Source organism: Pollutimonas bauzanensis, assembly GCF_900129885.1.
Classification (GTDB): Bacteria; Pseudomonadota; Gammaproteobacteria; order Burkholderiales; family Burkholderiaceae_B; genus Pollutimonas; species Pollutimonas bauzanensis.
This window is the reverse complement of record NZ_FQXE01000008.1, coordinates 102,452-120,134: the sequence shown is the minus strand read 5'-3', so window position 1 is coordinate 120,134 and position 17,683 is coordinate 102,452. Positions and strand designations below refer to the sequence as shown.

Genomic DNA, 17,683 nt, shown 5'->3' with positions numbered 1-17,683 from the left:
GTCTCCGTGGGTTTTTTTATATGGACTTCAGTTATCGTGGCGCAATCCGCCCAGCCACTCGCGGGCGGATGGGCGGGCGTCCAGCCGCAGGCCCGCCTCGAACCATGCCCGGGCGGTGTCGGCGGACGTATCGGGCAAGCCGCGCGCCAGGCAATCGCGCGCTTTTTCGAGCAGGTCGGCATCGCTTAGCGGATCCTGGACCGATCCCGGCGACAGCGTGACGGTATGCGCATAGCGGCGCCCATCGCCATACGCCAGGCTTACCGTGACCGGCGCATTGCCCAGGTCGCTGCCCTGGGCGGGGGCGATATCGCCTTCCACCAGGCTGGTGGCGGCCATCGCGGACTGGATGGCGGGACGCAGCACGGCATCGTCCTCGAAGCTTTTCAGGTCGACCCGGCCGTCGGCCAGCGCGCCCGCGACAGCGTATGGGCCGCTGAACTTGGCGTTCAGGCCGTTGCGCGGCAAGGGGTGGATCAAGGGCGTCGCGCCGCCGCGGCACATATCGATGCGGGCGCTTTCCAGGCCATCCAGCGACAAGCCATGCTGGCGCCGCAGGGCCAGCGTCGCCTGGATGATCTTGTGCATCAGGTAGCAGCAGGGATAGCGTTTCTGCTCGAAGCCGGGATCGTCGATGGCAAAAGGCTGGCCCAGCTTCAGATCCGCCGGCCAATGGTCGGTCATGCCGCCCGAAAACGCCTTGAGCCAGCCGCCATCCTCCAGGGCTTCGGCGGCGCCCTGTATGCCGGCATTGGCCAGGCGCGCGGCCTGCAGGCCATGCGCGGCGGCCTGGCCGACATGCAATGACTTGACCATGCTGCCGAAATTCTTGCGTATGCCCGCCGACAGGCTGGCCGCGATGGCCAGGGCGTGGCAGGTCTGGGCGAGGCTCAGGCCCAGGAGGCGGGCGCAGGCCGCCGCAGCGCCCAGCGAACCCAGCGTGGCCGTGGCGTGAAAGCCCAGGTCGTAATGGCGAAAGCCCATGGCCTGGCCGCAACGGATCGACACCTCGGTGCCGACGATATAGGCGTCGATGAATTGCGCGCCGCTGGCGGGAACGCTGGGAGCCAGGACGCACAGCGCCGATACGACGGGCGCGCTGGGATGGCATACGGCCAGCATGCTGACGTCGTCGTAATCCAGGATATGCGCCGCCATGCCGTACAGCAGGCAGGCGTCCGCTGCGCGGTAGCGATAGGCGTTCCATGGAACGCCTATCGCGCCGGCGTCGCCCGAGGGCTGTATGGCTTTTTCCAGCGCGCGCGGCCCCGCTTCTGCGGAGCCGGCAATGGTCACGGCCAGGGTATCGGCGATATAGCGCGCCGCGCGGGCTCGCACGGCTGCGGGCGCCAGCCGCCCGGATGGCGCAAGGACAAATTCGGCAAGCTGCTGGGTGATGGCCATGATGGCTGCCCTTTAGTGATTGGACCAGCGCGGCGGGCGCTTTTCGTTGAAGGCCTGTACGCCTTCAAGGCGGTCGGCGGAAGACACGAGCACGTTGTAGGCGGCGATGTCCATGGCATAGCCGGTGTGGAAGTCGACCTCGCCGCCGCGCGAGGCGGCGAGCTTCACATACCGGACCGACATGGGCGCCGCCTGCAGGATGCGCCGCGCAATGGCCAACGCGCCTTCGACGGCCTGCCCCGCGGCGGTGATTTCATTGACGACGCCCCATTCATGGGCCTGCGCGGCATCGAAGCGGTCGCCGGTAAACAGGTATTGCTTGGCGCGCCTCATGCCCGCGGCGCGCACCAGGTTCTGTATGCCTCCGCCGCCCGGCATGATGCCGCGCCTGACCTCGGCCAGGGAAAATTGGGCCGACTCCGCCGCCACGATGAAATCGCACATCAATGCCAGCTCCAGCCCGCCGCCATGAGCGTGGCCTTCCACTGCCGCGATGATGGGCAGGGGGAAGTCCTTGACGGCCAGGAACGCTTCCTCGATCAATTCGTGCTGGCGGCGCCAGGTATCGTCGCTCATGCCATTGCGCTCCTTCAGGTCGCCGCCCGCCGAAAATGCCTTCAGGCCGCTGCCGGCAAGGATCACGCAGCGCAGGTCCGCCCGTTCGCGCAGCTCCCGCAGGGCTGCGCGCATATCGAGGAACATCCGGGTGTTCATGGCATTCATCGCTTGCGGGCGGTTCAGGCGCAGCACGGCGATTTCGCCGGCCGAGTCGGCGTTTTCTATGAGCAGGGTTTCATAAGCCATGGGAATCCGGCCTCAGTACGACCTGGGCATGCCGAGAATATGTTGGGCGACCTGCGCCAGGACCAGATTGTTGGAAATGGGAGCGGTGCGAAACAGCCGGCTCTCCTTCCACTTGCGCTCGATGTGATATTCGGCGGCGACGCCATAGCCGCCGAAGGTGGTCATGGCCGCCTCGGCGGCTTCCCATCCCGCTTCCGAGGCCAGGTATTTGCACATGGTGGCTTCCGGCCCGCAGGGCTCGCCATTATCGAACAGGGTCGCGGCGCGGTTGCGCATCAGTTCGGCCGCCTCGATGTTCATATGGGCCCGGGCGATGGGAAACTGCACGCCCTGGTTGGCGCCTATGGGCCGGTCGAACACCACGCGCTCGGAGGCATAGCGCGAGGCCTTGCTCACGAACCACTTGCCGTCGCCTATCGATTCGCTGGCGACCAGGAGCCGCTCCGCATTCAGCGAATCGAGCAGGTAATGAAAGCCTTTGCCTTCTTCGCCGATGCGGTCCTCGTCGCTGACCTCGAGGTTGTCGATGAACACCTGGTTGGTGTGATGGTTGAGCATGGTCTTGATGGGCGTGGACCTCAGAGCGCTCCCGGCGCGTTCGATGTCCACCAGAAACAGGCTCAGGCCGTCGGTCTTTTTCTTGACCTCTTCGTAGGGCGTGCTGCGGGCGATCAGCAGATAGAGATCCGACTGGAGGTAGCGCGAGGTCCAGATTTTCTGGCCATTGATCACGTATCCGCCGTTCACCCGCCGCGCAAAGGTCTTGATGCGCAAGGTGTCGGACCCCGCGTCCGGCTCGGTGACGCCAAAGGCCTGCAGGCTCAGGCTGCCATCGGCAATGCGGGGCAGGATGCGGTTCTTCTGCGCTTCGCTACCGTGGCGCAAGACTGAGCCCATGGTGTACATCTGCGCATGGCAGGCGGCGCCATTGCCGCCTGATCGATTGATTTCTTCAAGAATGAGGCAGGCGTCCAGCAGCGCCAGGCCCGAGCCGCCATAGGCCTCGGGAATCAAGGCGGCCAGCCATCCGGCCTCGGTCATCGCTCGCACAAAGGTATCCGGGTAGGCGCCGCTCTCTTCGCACTGGCGCCAGTAGTCTTCGCCGAACCTGGCGCAAAGGGCGGCGACCGCGCTGCGGATTTCCTGCTGGGTGTCCGAGTAATTGAAGTTCATGGTCTCTTGTCTGAAAGCATCGCTTGGCGCGATGGGTTTGCATAAGGGGTCAGGCGATGACGCCTTCGCGCCGCAGGCGGGCCACTTCGTCTGCGCTGATTCCCAATTCCTGAAGAACGGCATCGGTATCCGCGCCCAGCCCGGGCGGCGCCGACATGCTGCCCACGCGCTCGCCGTCCACCCGCAGGGGCAGGGCCACGACCTTGAGGCCGGGGACGGCGGGGGTGGGCAGGTCCGCGATCATCCCGAGCGTCCGTACTTGCTCGTGGTCCATGGCCTGCGCGACGGTGTTCAATTCGCTGCACGGGGCGCCCGCGGCGCGCAGGGCGGACACGGCATCGGCGGCGCTCATGCGCGTGGTATGCGCTTCGAGGTCGGCGCGCAAGGCCTCGCGGTTGACGACCCGGTCGGAATTGACGATGTAGCGGGGGTCGCTGGCCAGTCCGGGGCAGCCCAGCGCCTCGCACACCTTGCCGAACAGCCTGTCGTTGCCGGCGGCGATGAAGACATGGCCGTCCCGAGTACGGAACAGTTCATAGGGCGCGGCCATGCTCATTGCCGAACCCAGCTTGCGCGGCAGCGCGCCCGAGGCCAGGTAGCCGGCGACAAACACCGTCATCCAGGACATGCCGGTTTCGAGCAGGCTGGCGTTGACCTGCGCGCCCCGGCCGGTCTGCTGGCGCGACATGATGGCCGCGAAGATGCCCAGCGCCGCCCACAGGCCCGTGCCCATGTCCACCAGGGAGACGCTCACGCGCACCGGATCGTCGCCTTCGTTGCCGGTCACGCTCATGATCCCCGTGAAGGCCTGCATCAGGGGATCGTAGCCGGGCAGATGGGCCAATGGCCCGCTTTCGCCAAAGGCGCTGATGGCGCAGTAGATCAGGCGCGGATTGGCCGCGCATAGCGGTTGCGGCCCCAGGCCCAGGGCCTCGGCGCTGCCAGGCTTCATGGAGTGCACGATGATGTCGGCGTCAAGCGCCAGCTTCCTGACGATTTGGGCGCCGGATTCGGTGCCCAGGTCCACGCATATGCTGCGCTTGCTGCGGTTGAGCGCCATGAAGGTGGACGACTGGCCGGCTATTTCGGGCGGACGCCAATTGCGCGTGTCGTCGCCGCCAGCCGGGCGTTCGATCTTGATGACTTGCGCGCCGAAATCGCCCAGGATTTGCGTGCAGAATGGGCCGGCGACATTTTGCGTGAGGTCCAGGACGCGCAGTCCCGCCAGAAGCTGATTAAACATGAGGTGTCGGCGGCGTGGGCGCCGCGGCTGTGTGAGGGGCGGGGGCGTCGCGCTCGGGCAGCGCCAGGCGCACGCGCATCGAATAATTGAATGTATCGGCGGGATGGATGGAGTGCGACACTTCGAAAAGTTCGCCATTGCGGCCGAAATAGCGCCGCTCGATGGACAGACCGGGACATCCGGGCGGCACGCCCAGCAGCGCGGCATCGGCGGCGCTCACACTGGTGGCCGATATGTCCTGCCAGATTTCAGTGATGGTCTCACCCATCTGCTGCTGTATCAGCGCGAAGATGGGTTCGCGGCTGCGGCTCAGATCCTGCAGCACCGAGCCGTAGGCATAGGGCACGAGGATGCGGGAGCTGGCGATGGGCGCATGGTCCTGCAGGGGTTTCCTGACCGTCTGCACCTGCCACCAGCGCTCGCCTGGCCGTCTTTTCAAACTGAGCGCCTGTGCTTCGCTGAGCACGATTTCTTCACATGACAGCACGTCCACACTGGTGCTGACGGCGTATTGCAGCAAATCCACCGCCGAGTCGAACGAATAGGCATAACGGGCGGTGGGCTGCGCCGCGCGCACGAAGCTGCCTATGCCTTGCTGGCCTTCGATCAGGCCCAGCTCGCGCAGGGTTCTCAGCGCGGCCCGTATGGTCTGCCGGCTGACGCCGAACGATGTCGCCAGCGCCGGCTCGGAAGGCAACAGGCTGCCCAGGGCATATTTGCCGCGGGCGATGTCGTCCAGCAATGCGCGGGACACCTGCGCATGTTTGGCCATTCCGGAAATCTTTGCATGGCTGGACATGCGCCTTGTCTCCTGTTTCATTTTGCGCGCCCGCCTCGGGGCGCGCGTTCTTGCGGCTTGGATTGGTTTTTACCTTACTTATCCGCTTGTGCGTACAAGTGTGTTATGAAACAAAATAAAAGTCAAGAAACATGGAGAAAATAGATTTCCGCCGATCAAGCGTCGACAGTATCGACGCTAATTCTTGACATATAAGCTAATAAAAAAATGATAGTTTTACCTAAGCTTATCGATGACTAAACTTATAAGCATCCCCGTCGGAATATCTGCCGGTTATTAAGTTACTCACCTATTGGCCCGTCATGTCCGCCTTATTTGATCTACCGACAGCAGCTGTGCCCGATGCGGCGGCGCTTGCGGCAGACACCGCGATACGCGTTTCCTCGGTCGGGAAAACCTTTGCCCGCGCAGATGCGCCGGCCCTGCGGGTGCTGGACGACATCAATTTCACCGTGCCGCGCGGCCGGGTGACCGCCATATTGGGCGCCTCGGGCTGCGGCAAGAGCACCTTGCTGAACATGATCGCCGGCTTGCTGGCCGCGGATCAGGGCGACATCTATCTGGACGGCATACGCGCCCGCGATTTCACTGACTGGAAGCGGGTGGGCTATCTATTCCAGGATGACCGCCTGCTGCCGTGGCGCACGGCGCTCGAAAACGTCGAGTTCGGCCTCGAGGCCGAGCGGGTCGGACGGGCCGAACGCCGGCAACGCGCCGAGCAGGCTTTGGCGGCCGTCGGGCTTGTCGGCTTTTACGATGCTTATCCCAATGCCCTCTCGGGCGGCATGCGCAGCCGCGTCGCATTGGCGCGCAGCCTGGTCAAAGAGCCGCGCATCCTGTTGCTGGACGAACCGTTTTCCAAGCTCGACCCGGGAATGCGCGCGCAAATGCACGCCGAATTGCTTCAGGCGCAGCAAGAGCGCGGCATAACAATAGTCTTCGTGACGCACGACATCGAGGAAGCCGTGGTGCTGGCCGATGAAGTCGTCGTCCTGCATCCCAGGCCCGGCCGCGTGCGCGCCATCGTGCCTATAGACCTGCCGCAGCCGCGCCGGCCCGCCGACCGCGCGGTCGGCGAGCAGTTGCGGGCCTTGCGCGCCTTGGTATAGCGCAATAGCGAATTCCATGACGATACAGGCGCCTGTCGCCGAATGGCGCAAGGTTTCGGCCACCGTATTGAAACGGCTGGCCCTGGTGGCCTTGCTGCTGGGCATATGGTCGCTGGCCGCGCGCGGCATGCCCGCCTATGTCCTGCCCGGTCCCATGAGGGTGGGGCAGGCATGGCTGTCCCTGCTGCACACGGACTCATTCTGGCTCGATCTGGGCATCACGTTCTGGCGCGTGCTTGCCGGCTTCGCGCTGGCCGCGGTATTCGGCTCGGTGCTGGGTCTGGTGCTGGGCAGCAACCGCGCATTGGGGGATTTCTTCGAGCCGGTGCTGGCTGTCACCAATACGATTTCTTCGGCGATATGGGCGATTTTCGCGCTCATCTGGTTCGGCATCTCCAACAGCACGACGATTTTCGTGGTCTTCATGACCGCCATGCCCCTGATCCTGACCAATGTCTGGCGCGGCACGCAGACCGTCAGCGCGGATCTGGTCGAACTCGCGCACAGTTTCCGCATGAGCCGCGCGCAAGTCATCGGCAAGATTTATCTGCCGACCATCCTGCCCGATTTCTTCTCGGGAGCGCGGCTGGCCTTCGGCTTCGGATGGCGGGTTTCGCTGGTGGCCGAGACGATAGGCTCGTCCAATGGGGTGGGGTACCGCCTGCGCCAGGCCGCCGACCTGGTGCAAACCGACCAGGTATTCGCCTGGACGATCACCCTGGTGGCGCTCATGGTGATCCTGGAGTTCTCGGTCCTCAAGCCCATCGAGGCGCGGCTGTTCCGCTGGCGGCGTCAAACCCAGGCCTAGCCCGGTTCTATTTTCACATTTCAACAATCAAAGGATTTTTCCATGCCTCGAACTATGAAGGCGCTGGTGCTCAATGCGCACGGCGATTTTGACCAACTATCGCTGGTTGCCGACAAGCCGGTACCCGAAGTCACGGCTGGCCATGTGCTGATACGCGTGCGCGCTTCCTCCTTCAACTATCACGACGTTTTCACAGTCAAGGGCATGCCCGGCATCAAAGTGCCTTTGCCCGTGGTGATAGGGCTGGACCTGGCCGGCGAGATCGCCGAGATCGGCGCCGGCGTCGCCGGCTGGAAGGTCGGCGACCGCGTGCTGGTGAATCCGCTGAACAAGCAAAAAGGCCTGATGGGCGAAATGCTGGACGGCGGCATGGCCGAGTACTGCCTGGTGACCGCCGAGCAGCTTATCGCCATGCCTGAAAAAGTGACGTTCGAGCAGGCCGCCGCGCTGCCGGTGGCCTATGGCACGGCGCACCGCATGCTGATCACGCACAAAACCGTCAAGGCCGGCGACAAGGTCCTGATCCTGGGCGCCAGCGGCGGGGTGGGCACGGCGGCGGTGGTCCTGGCCAAGCTGCTGGGCGCCGAGGTGATCGCCTGCGCCAGCGGGGCGGAGAAAACCGCCCGCCTCAAGCAGGCCGGCGCCGATCATGTGGTCGACTATAAAGAAACCGATTTTTCCAAGTGGGCCATTCAGACTTACGGCAAGCCGCAGCGACGCAACTACGAGGGCGGCGTCGACGTGGTCGTGAATTTCACCGGCGGCGATACCTGGGTGCCTTCGCTCAAGTGCATCAAGCGCGGCGGAACCCTGCTGGTCTGCGGCGCGACCGCCGGCCACGATCCCAAGGAAGACCTGCGCTACGTATGGAGCTTTGAAATCAATATCAAGGGTTCCAACAGCTTTTACGACGAAGACCTGAAAGCCTTGCTGGCCTTGATCGACGAAGGCCGCATCGCGCCCATCATCGACAAGGTGCTGCCGCTGGAGCAGGCCGCGCAAGGCTTGCGGTCCCTGGCCGACCGCACGGTCCTGGGCAAGGTCGTGGTCGCCCCCTGACATCAATTCTGGAATAAAGGTTCGATATGTCTGAAGCAAAAGTAGCGCTCACCGCGAGCGAAGTGCAAGCCAAGCTGCTGCGCGGCCCTTACCACCAGTGGCTGGGGCTGAAGGTGCTGTCGGTGGGCGAGGGCGAAATCACCTTGACCGCCGCATGGCGCGAAGAATGGGTGGTCAACCCCGATATCGGCTATACCCATGGCGGCATCCTGGCGGCGCTGGTGGACTTGACCGCCGACTGGGCGCTGGTGTCGTCGACGGGGCGCGGGGTTCCCACCGTCGACTTGCGGGTGGATTACCACCGTCCCGCGGGCCGCGGCGATCTCACCGCGCACGGCAAGGTGATCAAGTTCGGCGGGCAATTCTCGGTCGCCGAAGCGCGGGTCCTGGATAGCGCCGGCAAACTCGTGGCCAGCGGGCGCGGCGTTTACGCGACGACTCCCCCCAAGCAGGCTTGACCATGGCGACCCCGCAGGCCATGCCCCTGGACCACCTGGTGATCAATACCAGGTTCGCGACGGATCGCGCGGCGCAGCTGTTCGCCGCGCTGGGCTTCACGCTTACGCCGCGTGGCAGGCATGCCATGGGGTCGGTCAACCATTTGATGGTGTTCCAGGACGACTATCTGGAGCTTATCGGTTTGCCGACTGACGGCGGCAAGCTGCGCGAAGAGGTGTTGAACAATCCCGCCGGCATAGACGGCCTGGTTTTCAGCACCGGCGATGCCGATGCGGTGCACCGGGATTTGACGGCCAGGGGGGAGGCTCTGCAGCCCCTGCATGCCTTTTCCCGCCCGGTCGAGATCGATGGCGCAAGCTTCGAGGCGGGCTTTCGCACGGTGCGCTTCCAGGCCGATCAATTCGCGGCGGGACGCGTGTATTTTTGCCAGCATCTGACGCCGCAACTGATCTGGCGCGAGCCGTGGCAGACGCACGCCAACACGGTCACCGGCCTGGCCGGCCTGCTGGTCGTCAGCGAGCGGCCGCAAGATGACGCCCTGCGCTATGCGCAGGTGGCGGGCGGCGCGGTCGGCGCGCCGGGGGAACATGGAGAGCTGCGCATCAGCGGCGCGCGCTACGCCATCGTCGTGACCAGCCCTGAAGATTACGCGCGCCGCTACGGCGACCTGGCCTGCGACGCCTTGGGCCGATCCAGCTTTTTTGGCGCCATCGGCTTGCGGCTGCGGGACCCGCGGGCCATCGCCCGCGCCCTGGCCTCGGCGGGCGATGGCGTGCGCCACCGCGAGGTGGAAGGGCGCAGCGCCGTCCACCTGACGGGGTTCAACTCTCTACTGGATTTCATTGATGGCAACGACTCTTTTTGAGGCGGTCAATCTGGGCGATCTCGCGCCGCGCTCGGTTTCGCCCGACCGCCTGGCGCTGATTGCGCTGGATGAGGCGCAGCGCGAAACGCGCTACACCTATGGGCAGCTCGATGCGCTTGCGCGGGCCGCGGCGCGGGGCCTGCGCAAGCGCGGACTGGCGCCGGGCGACAGGATAGCCGTGCTGTCGGCCAACAGCGGCGAATTCCTGGCGCTGCTGATGGGCGCCCTGCGCGCCGGCATTACGGTCGTGCCCGTGAATTACAAATTTCCGCGCGCATTGTCCGACTTCGTGATTGCCGACAGCGGCGCGAAGCTGGTGTTTTGCGACAGCGAGCGGCGCGCCAATGCGCCGGCCGGCCTGCCGGTGGTCGAGTTCGGCGGCGATGGCGCGGATGGCTTCGACGCCATGCTGGACCATGGCGATTTCGCGACGGTGACGCCGGGCCCGCGGGACGTGGCGCTGTTCCTGTATACCTCCGGCTCGACGGGCAAGCCCAAGGGTGTGAAGCTGTCGCACCGTAGCCATTTATGGGTGGTCAAGACAAGACTGGGCGGCCAGGATCTGGCGGACCAGCGCTATCTGGTGGCCGCGCCGATGTACCACATGAACGCCCTGGCCCTGTGCCAGCTGGCGCTGGCCGGAGGCAGCACGATAGTGCTGCTGCCGCAGTTCAACGCGCGCGCCTACATTCATGCCACCAGCCGCTATCGGGCCACCTGGCTGACTTCGGTGCCGCCGATGATGGCGATGATGCTGCGCGAGCAAGAGGCATTGGCAAGCGCCGATCTGTCTTCGGTGCAGGTGGTCCGCATGGGATCGGCGCCGGCGAGCGCGGCCCTGCTCGAAGCCATACGGGCCGTCATGCCGCATGCCAGGATCATCAATTCCTATGGCACCACCGAGGGCGGTCCCGTGACCTTCGGGCCTCATCCCGAGGGCAAGGCGCAGCCCTTCCTGTCCATAGGCTACAAGCATCCGCAAGTCGACATCCGCCTGGTCGACGAACAAGGACGGGAGGCGGACCAGGGCGTGCTGCAGCTAAGGAGCCCCGGCATCATGCTGGGCTATCACAACAGGCCCGACATCGTCGGCGCCATCACCGATGACGGCTACTACGTCACCGGAGACGTGCTGCGCCGCGATGAGGACGGCTTCTTCTATTTCGTCGGCCGCAACGACGATATGTTTGTCTGCGGCGGGGAAAACATCTTTCCCGGCGAAGTCGAGAAAGTCCTGGAAACGCAGCCCGGCGTCCAGCAGGCCTGCGTCGTCGCCGTGCCGGACGATATCAAAGGGCACAAGCCGGTTGCCTTCGTGGTGCTCGCCCCGGGGGCGGCGCTGGATGAGGCCGCCGTCAAGGCGCATGCGCTGGCCAACGCGCCGGCCTACCAGCATCCCCGGCGAGTATGGATAGTGCCGGCCCTGCCCTTGGCCTCGACTGGCAAGGTCGACAGAAAGCTGCTCGAGGCGCGCGCGCTCGAGGCGCTGGAACGCGACGGGTTGGCCGCATGAAAGCGGGCCGGAATGCCGCGCCCGCCCTGGCGGCGCAACCCGATGCCGGCATGATGGGCGTGCAGGACCTGTCGGTGGTATACCGCACGCGCCGCGGCACCATCGAAGCCTTGCGCGATGTGAACGCCAGCATAGGGTCGGGCGAGTTCGTCACCATACTGGGCCCGTCGGGCTGCGGCAAATCGACTTTGCTGAAAGTCGCCGCCGGGCTGCTGACGCCCAGCTCGGGCAGCGTCAGCGTGGCGGGCCGCCGGGTGGAGGGCCCCAGCCAGGATATCGGCGTGGCATTCCAGAAGCCGACCTTGCTGCCCTGGAAAACGGTGCTGGGCAATGTGCTGCTGCCGGCGCATACCCTGGGGTGGGATCTGCGCAAGGCGGAATCGCGCGCGCTGGAATTGCTGGATCTGGTGGGCTTGAGGGATTTCGCCGACAACTATCCCACGGAGCTTTCCGGCGGCATGCAGCAGCGCGCCGGCCTGGCCCGCATGCTGTTGCGCGACCCCAAGCTTTTATTGATGGACGAGCCCTTCGCCGCCCTCGACGCCATGACGCGCGAAGCATTGACGCTGGAATTGCAGCGCATCTGGATGCGGGACAAGAAATCGGTGCTGTTCATTACCCACAGCATTCCGGAGGCCGTCTTTCTTTCCGACCGGGTGCTGGTCATGTCGGCGCGACCGGGGCGGATCGTGGAGAACTTTGCCGTCGATCTGCCGCGGCCGCGCTCGCTGGACACCATGTCCGAGCCGGCGTTTACCGCGGCATGCCGCCATTTGCGCCAACATTTTGTGGGATAGATCGCCATGCACCGCCTGACCTCCATCGTCTACCCCGCCATCACCTTGTTCGTGGTGCTGGCCCTCTGGCATTTTTCCGTAAAGATCTTCCAGATGCCGGACTATATCCTGCCCACCCCACTGGCGGTGGCCCGGACGCTGTACGAGCTGTTTGCCGAAGGCCTCATATGGCGCCATATCGGCTACACGCTGGCGGCCACGCTGATAGGCTATGCGATAGGCAGCGCGCTGGCGCTGCTGTTCGGCGCCTTGCTGGCGGAATCGCGCACTTTTGAAAAATTCGTGTATCCCCTGCTGGTGGCCGTGCAGGCCACGCCCAAGGTGGCTCTCGCGCCGCTGATCCTGGTCTGGTTCGGTTTCGGCATAGCCTCCAAGGTCGTGCTGGTGGTGCTGATCTGCTTTTTCCCCCTGTTCGTCAACACCATCGTGGGCATCCGGCGCGTCGATCCCGATTTGATCGACGCATGCAAGGCTTTTTCCGCCACGCGCTGGTACCTCTTCCGCTATGTCAAGCTGCCCGCCGCCGCCGGGGATATTTTCGCGGGGCTGCAGATAGGCATCGCCCTGGCGCTGATAGGCACCGTGGTGGGCGAGCTGGTTTCATCCGAAGCCGGCCTGGGCTACCTGATAGGCGCGGCGGCGGTGAATATGAATGTCAGCACGATGTTCGCGGGGGTGTTCCTGTTGGCGCTGATGGGCGTGATAGGGGCGCAGTTCATCCGCTGGATGCACGGCAAGGTGGTTTTTTGGGAAACCGCGCGCAGTCTGGAAACGCGCACGGTCAGCTGAGTTGCTTATTTGTCCATACCTGCCTGAAAAGGGGAAGTGATGTTTATACATAAAGTGGCGACGGGCGCGCGCTTGCGCCTTGTGGGGATGTTGATCGCTGGCGCCTTCGCCAGCCTTGCCGCGCAGGCGGCGGATACGGTGACGGTGGGGCTGGCCATCCCCTTGACGGTGGACAGCGGCGGCGTATACGGCCTGGGCAATGAGCTGGGCTTCTTCAAGGAAGAGGGCATAGAGGTCAAGACCGTGGTGTTCCAGGGCGCCGGGGCCATGCTGCCGCAGGTGGCGGCGCGCAAGGTAACGATAGGCCTGCCTTTGCCCGAGCCCGTGCTGGCCAGTTATGAAACCGGCAAGACGCCCCTGCCAGTGCGCTATTTCTACAATGCGATTCCGCTCAACGAAATAGAGCTGGCAGTGCTGGCCGACAGCCCGATCCACAGCATTGCCGACCTCAAAGGCAAGAAGATAGGTGTGGGCGCCTTGACCTGGGGCACCATACCGGCGACGCGCGCGCTGCTGCGCCAGCAGGGCCTGACGGCGGGCAAGGATGTCGACATCGTGGGCGTGGGCGTGCTGGGGTCGGGCTTCCTGGCCTTGAAGGAAAAGCGCGTCGATGCGCTCAATTTCAATAGCAGCTGGCACGCCATGCTCGAGCTGAGCGGAACGCCCCTGCGGCGCCTGCCGTATCCGGACACGTTTCGCGACATGAATAGCAATGGCTTTGTCGCGCATCAGGACACCTTGCGCGAACAGCCGCAATTGCTGGCGCGATTCGGCCGCGCCTATACCAAGGCGCTGATCGCCTGCGAAGCCAATCCCAAGCTGTGCGTCGAGTCTTTCTGGCGCCTGCAGCCCGAATCCCGCCCCAAGACGGGCGACGCCGCCAAGCAGCTGGATGAGGCGGTTTTCCTGGTCAAGCGCCGCATGAACAGGACCTTGCGCAATGCCGATGGCAGCCTGCGCGAATTCGGCAAGTTCAACTTGCCCGTTATCCGGGATTTTGTCGAGGCGATGTACAAGTCCGGCGAATTCAATACCGCGAATATTCCCGTGGACCAGATCTTCGACAACAGCCTGGTTCCCGAGTTTGCCAAATTCGATGTGGCGCAAGTGCAGGCCCGCGCCAAGGCGGCTCAATGAGCCCGCGTGAATTTCCCCCCCATTTTTTCCTTGGAGTATCGCTATGACTATATCCGGATTTTTCAAGCCCTTCGCCGTAGCGGCCCTGTTGTTCGGAGCGGTGCAGGCCACGGCGGCGCATGCCGAGAAGATCCGCGTGGGCTATTGGCCCAGCGGCCTGACCCTGGGCTACGGGTCGGTGGTCGAAGCCGGCAGCTTTTTCAAGGACCAGGGCCTGGATGTGGAATATGTCCATTTCTCGGACGTCAACGGCACCACGCGGGCCATTGCCGCCAACGCCATAGACCTGGCCTTCGGTTCGCCCGCGGCGGGTTCGTTCAGCCTGGCCTCCGATGGCGTTCCCGTGAAGATCATTCTTGCGACCCAGCCGGCCAACGTCGAGTTCGTGGTGCCGGAGGATTCGCCCATCAAGTCCTTGAGCGAATTGCGCGGCAAGAAGATCGCCATGTCGCCGGCGGGCAGCTCCACGGCGGCCATAGCCGGCGCAATATTGAACCTGAACTACGGCATCGGCAGCGGCGATTTTTCGCTGGTGCCCGGCAACGAACCCCGGCTGGTGCAGTTCCTGGCGCAAAAGGAAGTCGATGCGGCGGCATTGCGCAATGTGACCATCGCCCAGCTCAAGGATTTGAAGGTCAGGTCGCTGGGAACTTTTGCCGATGAATGGCGCAAGCTGACGAAAAGCGATAGTGTCCCGTACAACGCTATCGGCGTCGTGCGCACTGACTGGCTGGACAAGAACCCCGAGCTCGCCGCCAAGGCCATCGTCGCCTTGCGCAAAGCGCTGGAGTATGGCCGGGCGAATCCGCAAGGCGTCGTTGCCGCCGTGAAGAAGGCGGCGAACCTTCCCGATGACGCGGCGAAAGTCTACGCTGACTTGTGGGATGAGAACTATCGTGTTTCGTTCACCGAGGCCGACCGGGAAACCCTCAAGCGCATGTTCGCGCTTTTCAAGGAAAGCGGCGTCCTCAAGGGCGACTTGCCGGACAGCGCGCTCGACAGCAAGCCTTACGAACAGTCGCTCAAGATCAAGTAGTCAGGCTGGCTTTTGCGGCATGGTCAAGAAAGCGCAGGACGTTTTTCCAGGAGTCGGCATTGGCCAGCGCATTGGCGGCCGGCGTTCCCCCTGCGGTGAGCACCACGCCTGACACGGGGTGGGCCTTGGCGATGAATGTCGTGGGGACGTGCGGCGGCTGGATGGAATGGCCCGCCTGGGGGTAATCCAGGTGCTCGACAGGATGGGGGTGGCCGTTTTCCCGCAATTGTTCCGCTATCTGGCGCGCATAGTCCGAGGACGGCCAGAACCCATCGTCGCCGCCGGAGATCAGCAGCACCGGGCCGCGTATGTTTTCCACCGGAATGCGGGCGCGCGCCACGGCGGCCGGGTTGTTCTGCGCATCGACGAAAGCTTGCGCCTGCCGGCGCGGCTCCGGCGAACCGTCTATGGCGGCCCAGCTCGCCAGGGCGGGATTGTCCTCCCATACGGTGGCAAGGGGCTCGCCCGCGAGCGTCCAGGCAGGCGCATAGCGGCCTTCTTCGGGCCTGCCGGCGGCCAGGACGCCATGCACGACCGAACTGGGCACGTAGGCGATGACGGCGGACACCAGATCGGGAAAAGTCGCGCCCAGCAGCAGGGACAGTTCGCCGCCGCGCGATTGGCCGCTGACGGCGACGAAGCCGCCCGCGGGCTGTACTTGGGCGCGCAGCCATCGCAAGGCCTTGCCGAAATATTCCAGCGGCGTGCCGGAAATATGGCTGGGCAGGCCGGGGGCGCCGAAATACCCGAGGGCGAGCGCCGCATAGCCATGCGATGCCAGCAAGGCGGCATTGGCCTCATTGATGCCTCCGCCGGAGCCGTTCAGGTAGACAATGGCGGGATGAGGGCCTGGCCCGGGAGGTGTGAAAAGCGTGCCGACCATTCCGTCCTGTTCGAGCTCCAGGCGCCGCACGCCTTCGGCGGCATAGCGCTGTTCCAGCGTGGCCCTTGCGCTTTCCCCAGGCTCGCCGCGAGCCTCCACGGCGATCGAAATGGGCGCCACGAGGTCCTGGCCGGGGGCGCCGGCCGGCGCGGGGGGCGTAAGCAATTTTTGCGACCAGATCAAGCCTTGCGAGGCCGCGCCTTCGTAGTCGCCTTGCAGCGGCGCATCGCGGTCCAGGTCTATGGTGCCGTCGGGATGCGCCTGGAATACGGCCCGGCTGCCCCAGGTGGCCTGGTCATTCGTGCGGCTGCGGGCGCTGATCTCGACGAGCGAGCCGGGCGTGAATCCCGACAGAATGATGCGGCGGGGCGCATCGATGAGATCCGATGCGGGGCTTATGCTGAGCGTGGCGGACATGCTGGCGACTCTTGAATGCGTTATAAAGCTTTCCAACTTAAAGCGATAGCCGGGCGCTGTCCAAGATTTTTCACTTATAAGCGTATGCCGCCAGGCAGGAAGCCGGAGCGCATGGCGCGCAGGGCGCCGCCCGGAAATTGCGGCCGCAAGGCAAGAACTCCGGCGCAAAATGCATAAGTTTCGGGGTAATATTGCGCTACCCTGTCGACCGATACCCGCAGCTTCCAGAGAAGAGTTCACCGATGAACGTGGTAAATCACCCCGCCGAACTGCGCCTTTGCGGCATCCAGCTTTCCGATGAAACACAACACGACGGCGGGGCCGGGCAGGATCGCTTTCAGGAGCGCCTGGAATACCTTGGCCTGGACCGCCATGCGCAAAGCAGCGAGGGTGGCGGCGACGGCGGGAGGTTTACCTGCTTCACCGCCACCGACGCCTTCGCGCGCGACTTGACGCCCGGTTTCGACACGACGCAGCTGTGCCGGAAGCTGGAGCTGGACACGCATGGCCTGCCCGACGATCTCGAGCGCGAAATATTGCTGGCCATGCTGGCCAGCCCGGTCCCTTTCGTATTTCCTTCCTGCGACGAGCTGATGTCGGCCGTCAGCGTGCGCAAGAATATTGTCCGGAACGCGCGCAGGACGGCGCTGGCTTTCGACACCGAACATGCCGAGCGGCCCGAGGATTACTGGGTTTACGATCTTGCCCGCGGCTTTACGCTCAAGCCCGGCAAGCCGCTGATCGAGGCTTTGCAGAAAACCACCCAGCCCGAACGTTCCGGCAAGCTGTATTCGTTTTCCTGCTATAGGGCGACCGAATACGTGATCCTGCTGAGCATCGCCCAGGAACTGGCCCGCTGCAACCCGCGCGTCCTGGCCGAGCTGCAGCGGCAATGGGAAACCCGCGCCATCATGTCGGGGCAGTTCCACGATGTGTTCCTGTACGAGTACGGGTCCATGAGCGAGCCCTTGCCGCCCAAATACTACGTGCCGGGCGACCGGCTCTGGTTCCGCAATCCCGACGAGCATTCGTCCAACGTCGAAGGCTACGAGGGCTCCTGGGTGTTCTACCTGGGCGATGGGCTTTTCACCAATTTCTGGAAGCGCGACCAGCCCTTCACCCTGATCTCGAAATGCGTGGAACTGTTCCATTGGCGCAATGCGACGTATCGCAACGGCGACGGCAAGCTGCAGGTGGATGACGACGTCGTGGACGAGCGCGTGGCGCAGTCGCTGCGGGATCCGGCCGAAGTCGAACGCATCGTCGGCCGCATGCTGCGGCTGCGCGACCCCGGCGGCGTCTATCGCGACGGCGGCTGCGTGGACACCACACGCGAGTGCGCGCGGCGCGTGCGCCCCGGCACCTGCGAACTGGTCTTTCCCGGCTGA

At 64.4% G+C, this 17,683-nt stretch carries 17 protein-coding genes; 11 read left to right on the top strand and 6 right to left on the bottom strand.

From position 1 onward, the window contains the following. Positions 1-27 precede the first annotated feature (27 nt). From BUB23_RS15565 to BUB23_RS15545, 5 genes are read right to left on the bottom strand one after another with little or no spacing between them, the layout of a single operon-like run. Entirely contained in the window at positions 28-1,404 is a 1,377-nt protein-coding gene (locus tag BUB23_RS15565) for an MmgE/PrpD family protein (RefSeq protein WP_073104357.1), read from the bottom strand. Positions 1,405-1,416: 12 nt separating this feature from the next. Further along, positions 1,417-2,208 (bottom strand): enoyl-CoA hydratase/isomerase family protein, encoded by a 792-nt coding sequence (locus tag BUB23_RS15560; RefSeq protein WP_073104355.1) that lies wholly within the window; start codon positions 2,206-2,208, stop codon positions 1,417-1,419. 12 nt (positions 2,209-2,220) lie between these two features. Beyond that, positions 2,221-3,381 (bottom strand): acyl-CoA dehydrogenase family protein, encoded by a 1,161-nt coding sequence (locus BUB23_RS15555; RefSeq protein WP_073104354.1) that lies wholly within the window; start codon positions 3,379-3,381, stop codon positions 2,221-2,223. A gap of 49 nt (positions 3,382-3,430) precedes the next feature. After that, positions 3,431-4,624 (bottom strand): CaiB/BaiF CoA transferase family protein, encoded by a 1,194-nt coding sequence (locus BUB23_RS15550; RefSeq protein WP_073104352.1) that lies wholly within the window; start codon positions 4,622-4,624, stop codon positions 3,431-3,433. After that, entirely contained in the window at positions 4,617-5,423 is an 807-nt protein-coding gene (locus BUB23_RS15545) for a GntR family transcriptional regulator (protein WP_073104351.1), read from the bottom strand. The genes BUB23_RS15550 and BUB23_RS15545 overlap by 8 nt, the downstream gene beginning before the upstream one ends. 302 nt (positions 5,424-5,725) lie before the next feature. Between BUB23_RS15545 and BUB23_RS15540 the strand changes: the two genes are divergently transcribed. From BUB23_RS15540 to BUB23_RS15495, 10 genes are read left to right on the top strand one after another with little or no spacing between them, the layout of a single operon-like run. Continuing rightward, positions 5,726-6,532 (top strand): ABC transporter ATP-binding protein, encoded by an 807-nt coding sequence (locus tag BUB23_RS15540; protein ID WP_073104349.1) that lies wholly within the window; start codon positions 5,726-5,728, stop codon positions 6,530-6,532. 16 nt (positions 6,533-6,548) lie between these two features. Next, positions 6,549-7,340 (top strand): ABC transporter permease, encoded by a 792-nt coding sequence (locus BUB23_RS15535; RefSeq protein ID WP_073104348.1) that lies wholly within the window; start codon positions 6,549-6,551, stop codon positions 7,338-7,340. Between the two features lie 54 nt (positions 7,341-7,394). Beyond that, positions 7,395-8,399 (top strand): zinc-binding dehydrogenase, encoded by a 1,005-nt coding sequence (locus BUB23_RS15530; protein ID WP_218599032.1) that lies wholly within the window; start codon positions 7,395-7,397, stop codon positions 8,397-8,399. A 26-nt stretch (positions 8,400-8,425) separates the two neighbouring features. After that, a complete protein-coding gene (locus BUB23_RS15525) occupies positions 8,426-8,857 on the top strand; it encodes a PaaI family thioesterase (RefSeq protein WP_073104345.1) in 432 nt (143 codons plus the stop codon). Positions 8,858-8,859: 2 nt separating this feature from the next. Then, positions 8,860-9,723, top strand: coding sequence for a VOC family protein (locus BUB23_RS15520; RefSeq protein ID WP_073104344.1), 864 nt, complete (start codon positions 8,860-8,862; stop codon positions 9,721-9,723). Beyond that, on the top strand, positions 9,704-11,236 hold the full coding sequence (locus BUB23_RS15515; protein WP_073104342.1) for a class I adenylate-forming enzyme family protein: 1,533 nt from the start codon (positions 9,704-9,706) through the stop codon (positions 11,234-11,236). Before BUB23_RS15520 ends, BUB23_RS15515 begins: the two co-directional genes overlap by 20 nt. Beyond that, the gene (locus tag BUB23_RS15510) at positions 11,233-12,033 is read left to right on the top strand and encodes an ABC transporter ATP-binding protein (RefSeq protein WP_143161002.1); all 801 of its coding nucleotides are present in this window, start codon (positions 11,233-11,235) and stop codon (positions 12,031-12,033) included. The genes BUB23_RS15515 and BUB23_RS15510 overlap by 4 nt, the downstream gene beginning before the upstream one ends. A 6-nt stretch (positions 12,034-12,039) precedes the next feature. Next, positions 12,040-12,822 (top strand): ABC transporter permease, encoded by a 783-nt coding sequence (locus tag BUB23_RS15505; RefSeq protein ID WP_073104341.1) that lies wholly within the window; start codon positions 12,040-12,042, stop codon positions 12,820-12,822. A gap of 39 nt (positions 12,823-12,861) precedes the next feature. Next, on the top strand, positions 12,862-13,959 hold the full coding sequence (locus BUB23_RS15500; RefSeq protein ID WP_073104340.1) for an ABC transporter substrate-binding protein: 1,098 nt from the start codon (positions 12,862-12,864) through the stop codon (positions 13,957-13,959). A gap of 43 nt (positions 13,960-14,002) precedes the next feature. Continuing rightward, on the top strand, positions 14,003-14,995 hold the full coding sequence (locus BUB23_RS15495; protein ID WP_073104338.1) for an ABC transporter substrate-binding protein: 993 nt from the start codon (positions 14,003-14,005) through the stop codon (positions 14,993-14,995). On the opposite strand, the gene BUB23_RS15490 is transcribed toward BUB23_RS15495, so the two are convergent. Then, positions 14,988-16,295, bottom strand: coding sequence for an acyl-CoA thioesterase/bile acid-CoA:amino acid N-acyltransferase family protein (locus BUB23_RS15490; protein ID WP_073104337.1), 1,308 nt, complete (start codon positions 16,293-16,295; stop codon positions 14,988-14,990). The two genes, BUB23_RS15495 and BUB23_RS15490, sit on opposite strands and share 8 nt — an antisense overlap. A gap of 242 nt (positions 16,296-16,537) precedes the next feature. Between BUB23_RS15490 and BUB23_RS15485 the strand changes: the two genes are divergently transcribed. Beyond that, the gene (locus BUB23_RS15485) at positions 16,538-17,683 is read left to right on the top strand and encodes a hypothetical protein (RefSeq protein WP_073104335.1); all 1,146 of its coding nucleotides are present in this window, start codon (positions 16,538-16,540) and stop codon (positions 17,681-17,683) included.

Excerpts from the sequence above, each read along its gene's own strand:
- BUB23_RS15565 (WP_073104357.1), bottom strand. The coding sequence starts at position 1,404 with ATGGCCATCACCCAGCAGCTTGCCGAATTTGTCCTTGCGCCATCCGGG.
- BUB23_RS15560 (WP_073104355.1), bottom strand. The coding sequence starts at position 2,208 with ATGGCTTATGAAACCCTGCTCATAGAAAACGCCGACTCGGCCGGCGAA.
- BUB23_RS15555 (WP_073104354.1), bottom strand. The coding sequence starts at position 3,381 with ATGAACTTCAATTACTCGGACACCCAGCAGGAAATCCGCAGCGCGGTC.
- BUB23_RS15550 (WP_073104352.1), bottom strand. The coding sequence starts at position 4,624 with ATGTTTAATCAGCTTCTGGCGGGACTGCGCGTCCTGGACCTCACGCAA.
- BUB23_RS15545 (WP_073104351.1), bottom strand. The coding sequence starts at position 5,423 with ATGTCCAGCCATGCAAAGATTTCCGGAATGGCCAAACATGCGCAGGTG.
- BUB23_RS15540 (WP_073104349.1), top strand. The coding sequence starts at position 5,726 with ATGTCCGCCTTATTTGATCTACCGACAGCAGCTGTGCCCGATGCGGCG.
- BUB23_RS15535 (WP_073104348.1), top strand. The coding sequence starts at position 6,549 with ATGACGATACAGGCGCCTGTCGCCGAATGGCGCAAGGTTTCGGCCACC.
- BUB23_RS15530 (WP_218599032.1), top strand. The coding sequence starts at position 7,395 with ATGAAGGCGCTGGTGCTCAATGCGCACGGCGATTTTGACCAACTATCG.
- BUB23_RS15525 (WP_073104345.1), top strand. The coding sequence starts at position 8,426 with ATGTCTGAAGCAAAAGTAGCGCTCACCGCGAGCGAAGTGCAAGCCAAG.
- BUB23_RS15520 (WP_073104344.1), top strand. The coding sequence starts at position 8,860 with ATGGCGACCCCGCAGGCCATGCCCCTGGACCACCTGGTGATCAATACC.
- BUB23_RS15515 (WP_073104342.1), top strand. The coding sequence starts at position 9,704 with ATGGCAACGACTCTTTTTGAGGCGGTCAATCTGGGCGATCTCGCGCCG.
- BUB23_RS15510 (WP_143161002.1), top strand. The coding sequence starts at position 11,233 with ATGAAAGCGGGCCGGAATGCCGCGCCCGCCCTGGCGGCGCAACCCGAT.
- BUB23_RS15505 (WP_073104341.1), top strand. The coding sequence starts at position 12,040 with ATGCACCGCCTGACCTCCATCGTCTACCCCGCCATCACCTTGTTCGTG.
- BUB23_RS15500 (WP_073104340.1), top strand. The coding sequence starts at position 12,862 with ATGTTTATACATAAAGTGGCGACGGGCGCGCGCTTGCGCCTTGTGGGG.
- BUB23_RS15495 (WP_073104338.1), top strand. The coding sequence starts at position 14,003 with ATGACTATATCCGGATTTTTCAAGCCCTTCGCCGTAGCGGCCCTGTTG.
- BUB23_RS15490 (WP_073104337.1), bottom strand. The coding sequence starts at position 16,295 with ATGTCCGCCACGCTCAGCATAAGCCCCGCATCGGATCTCATCGATGCG.
- BUB23_RS15485 (WP_073104335.1), top strand. The coding sequence starts at position 16,538 with ATGAACGTGGTAAATCACCCCGCCGAACTGCGCCTTTGCGGCATCCAG.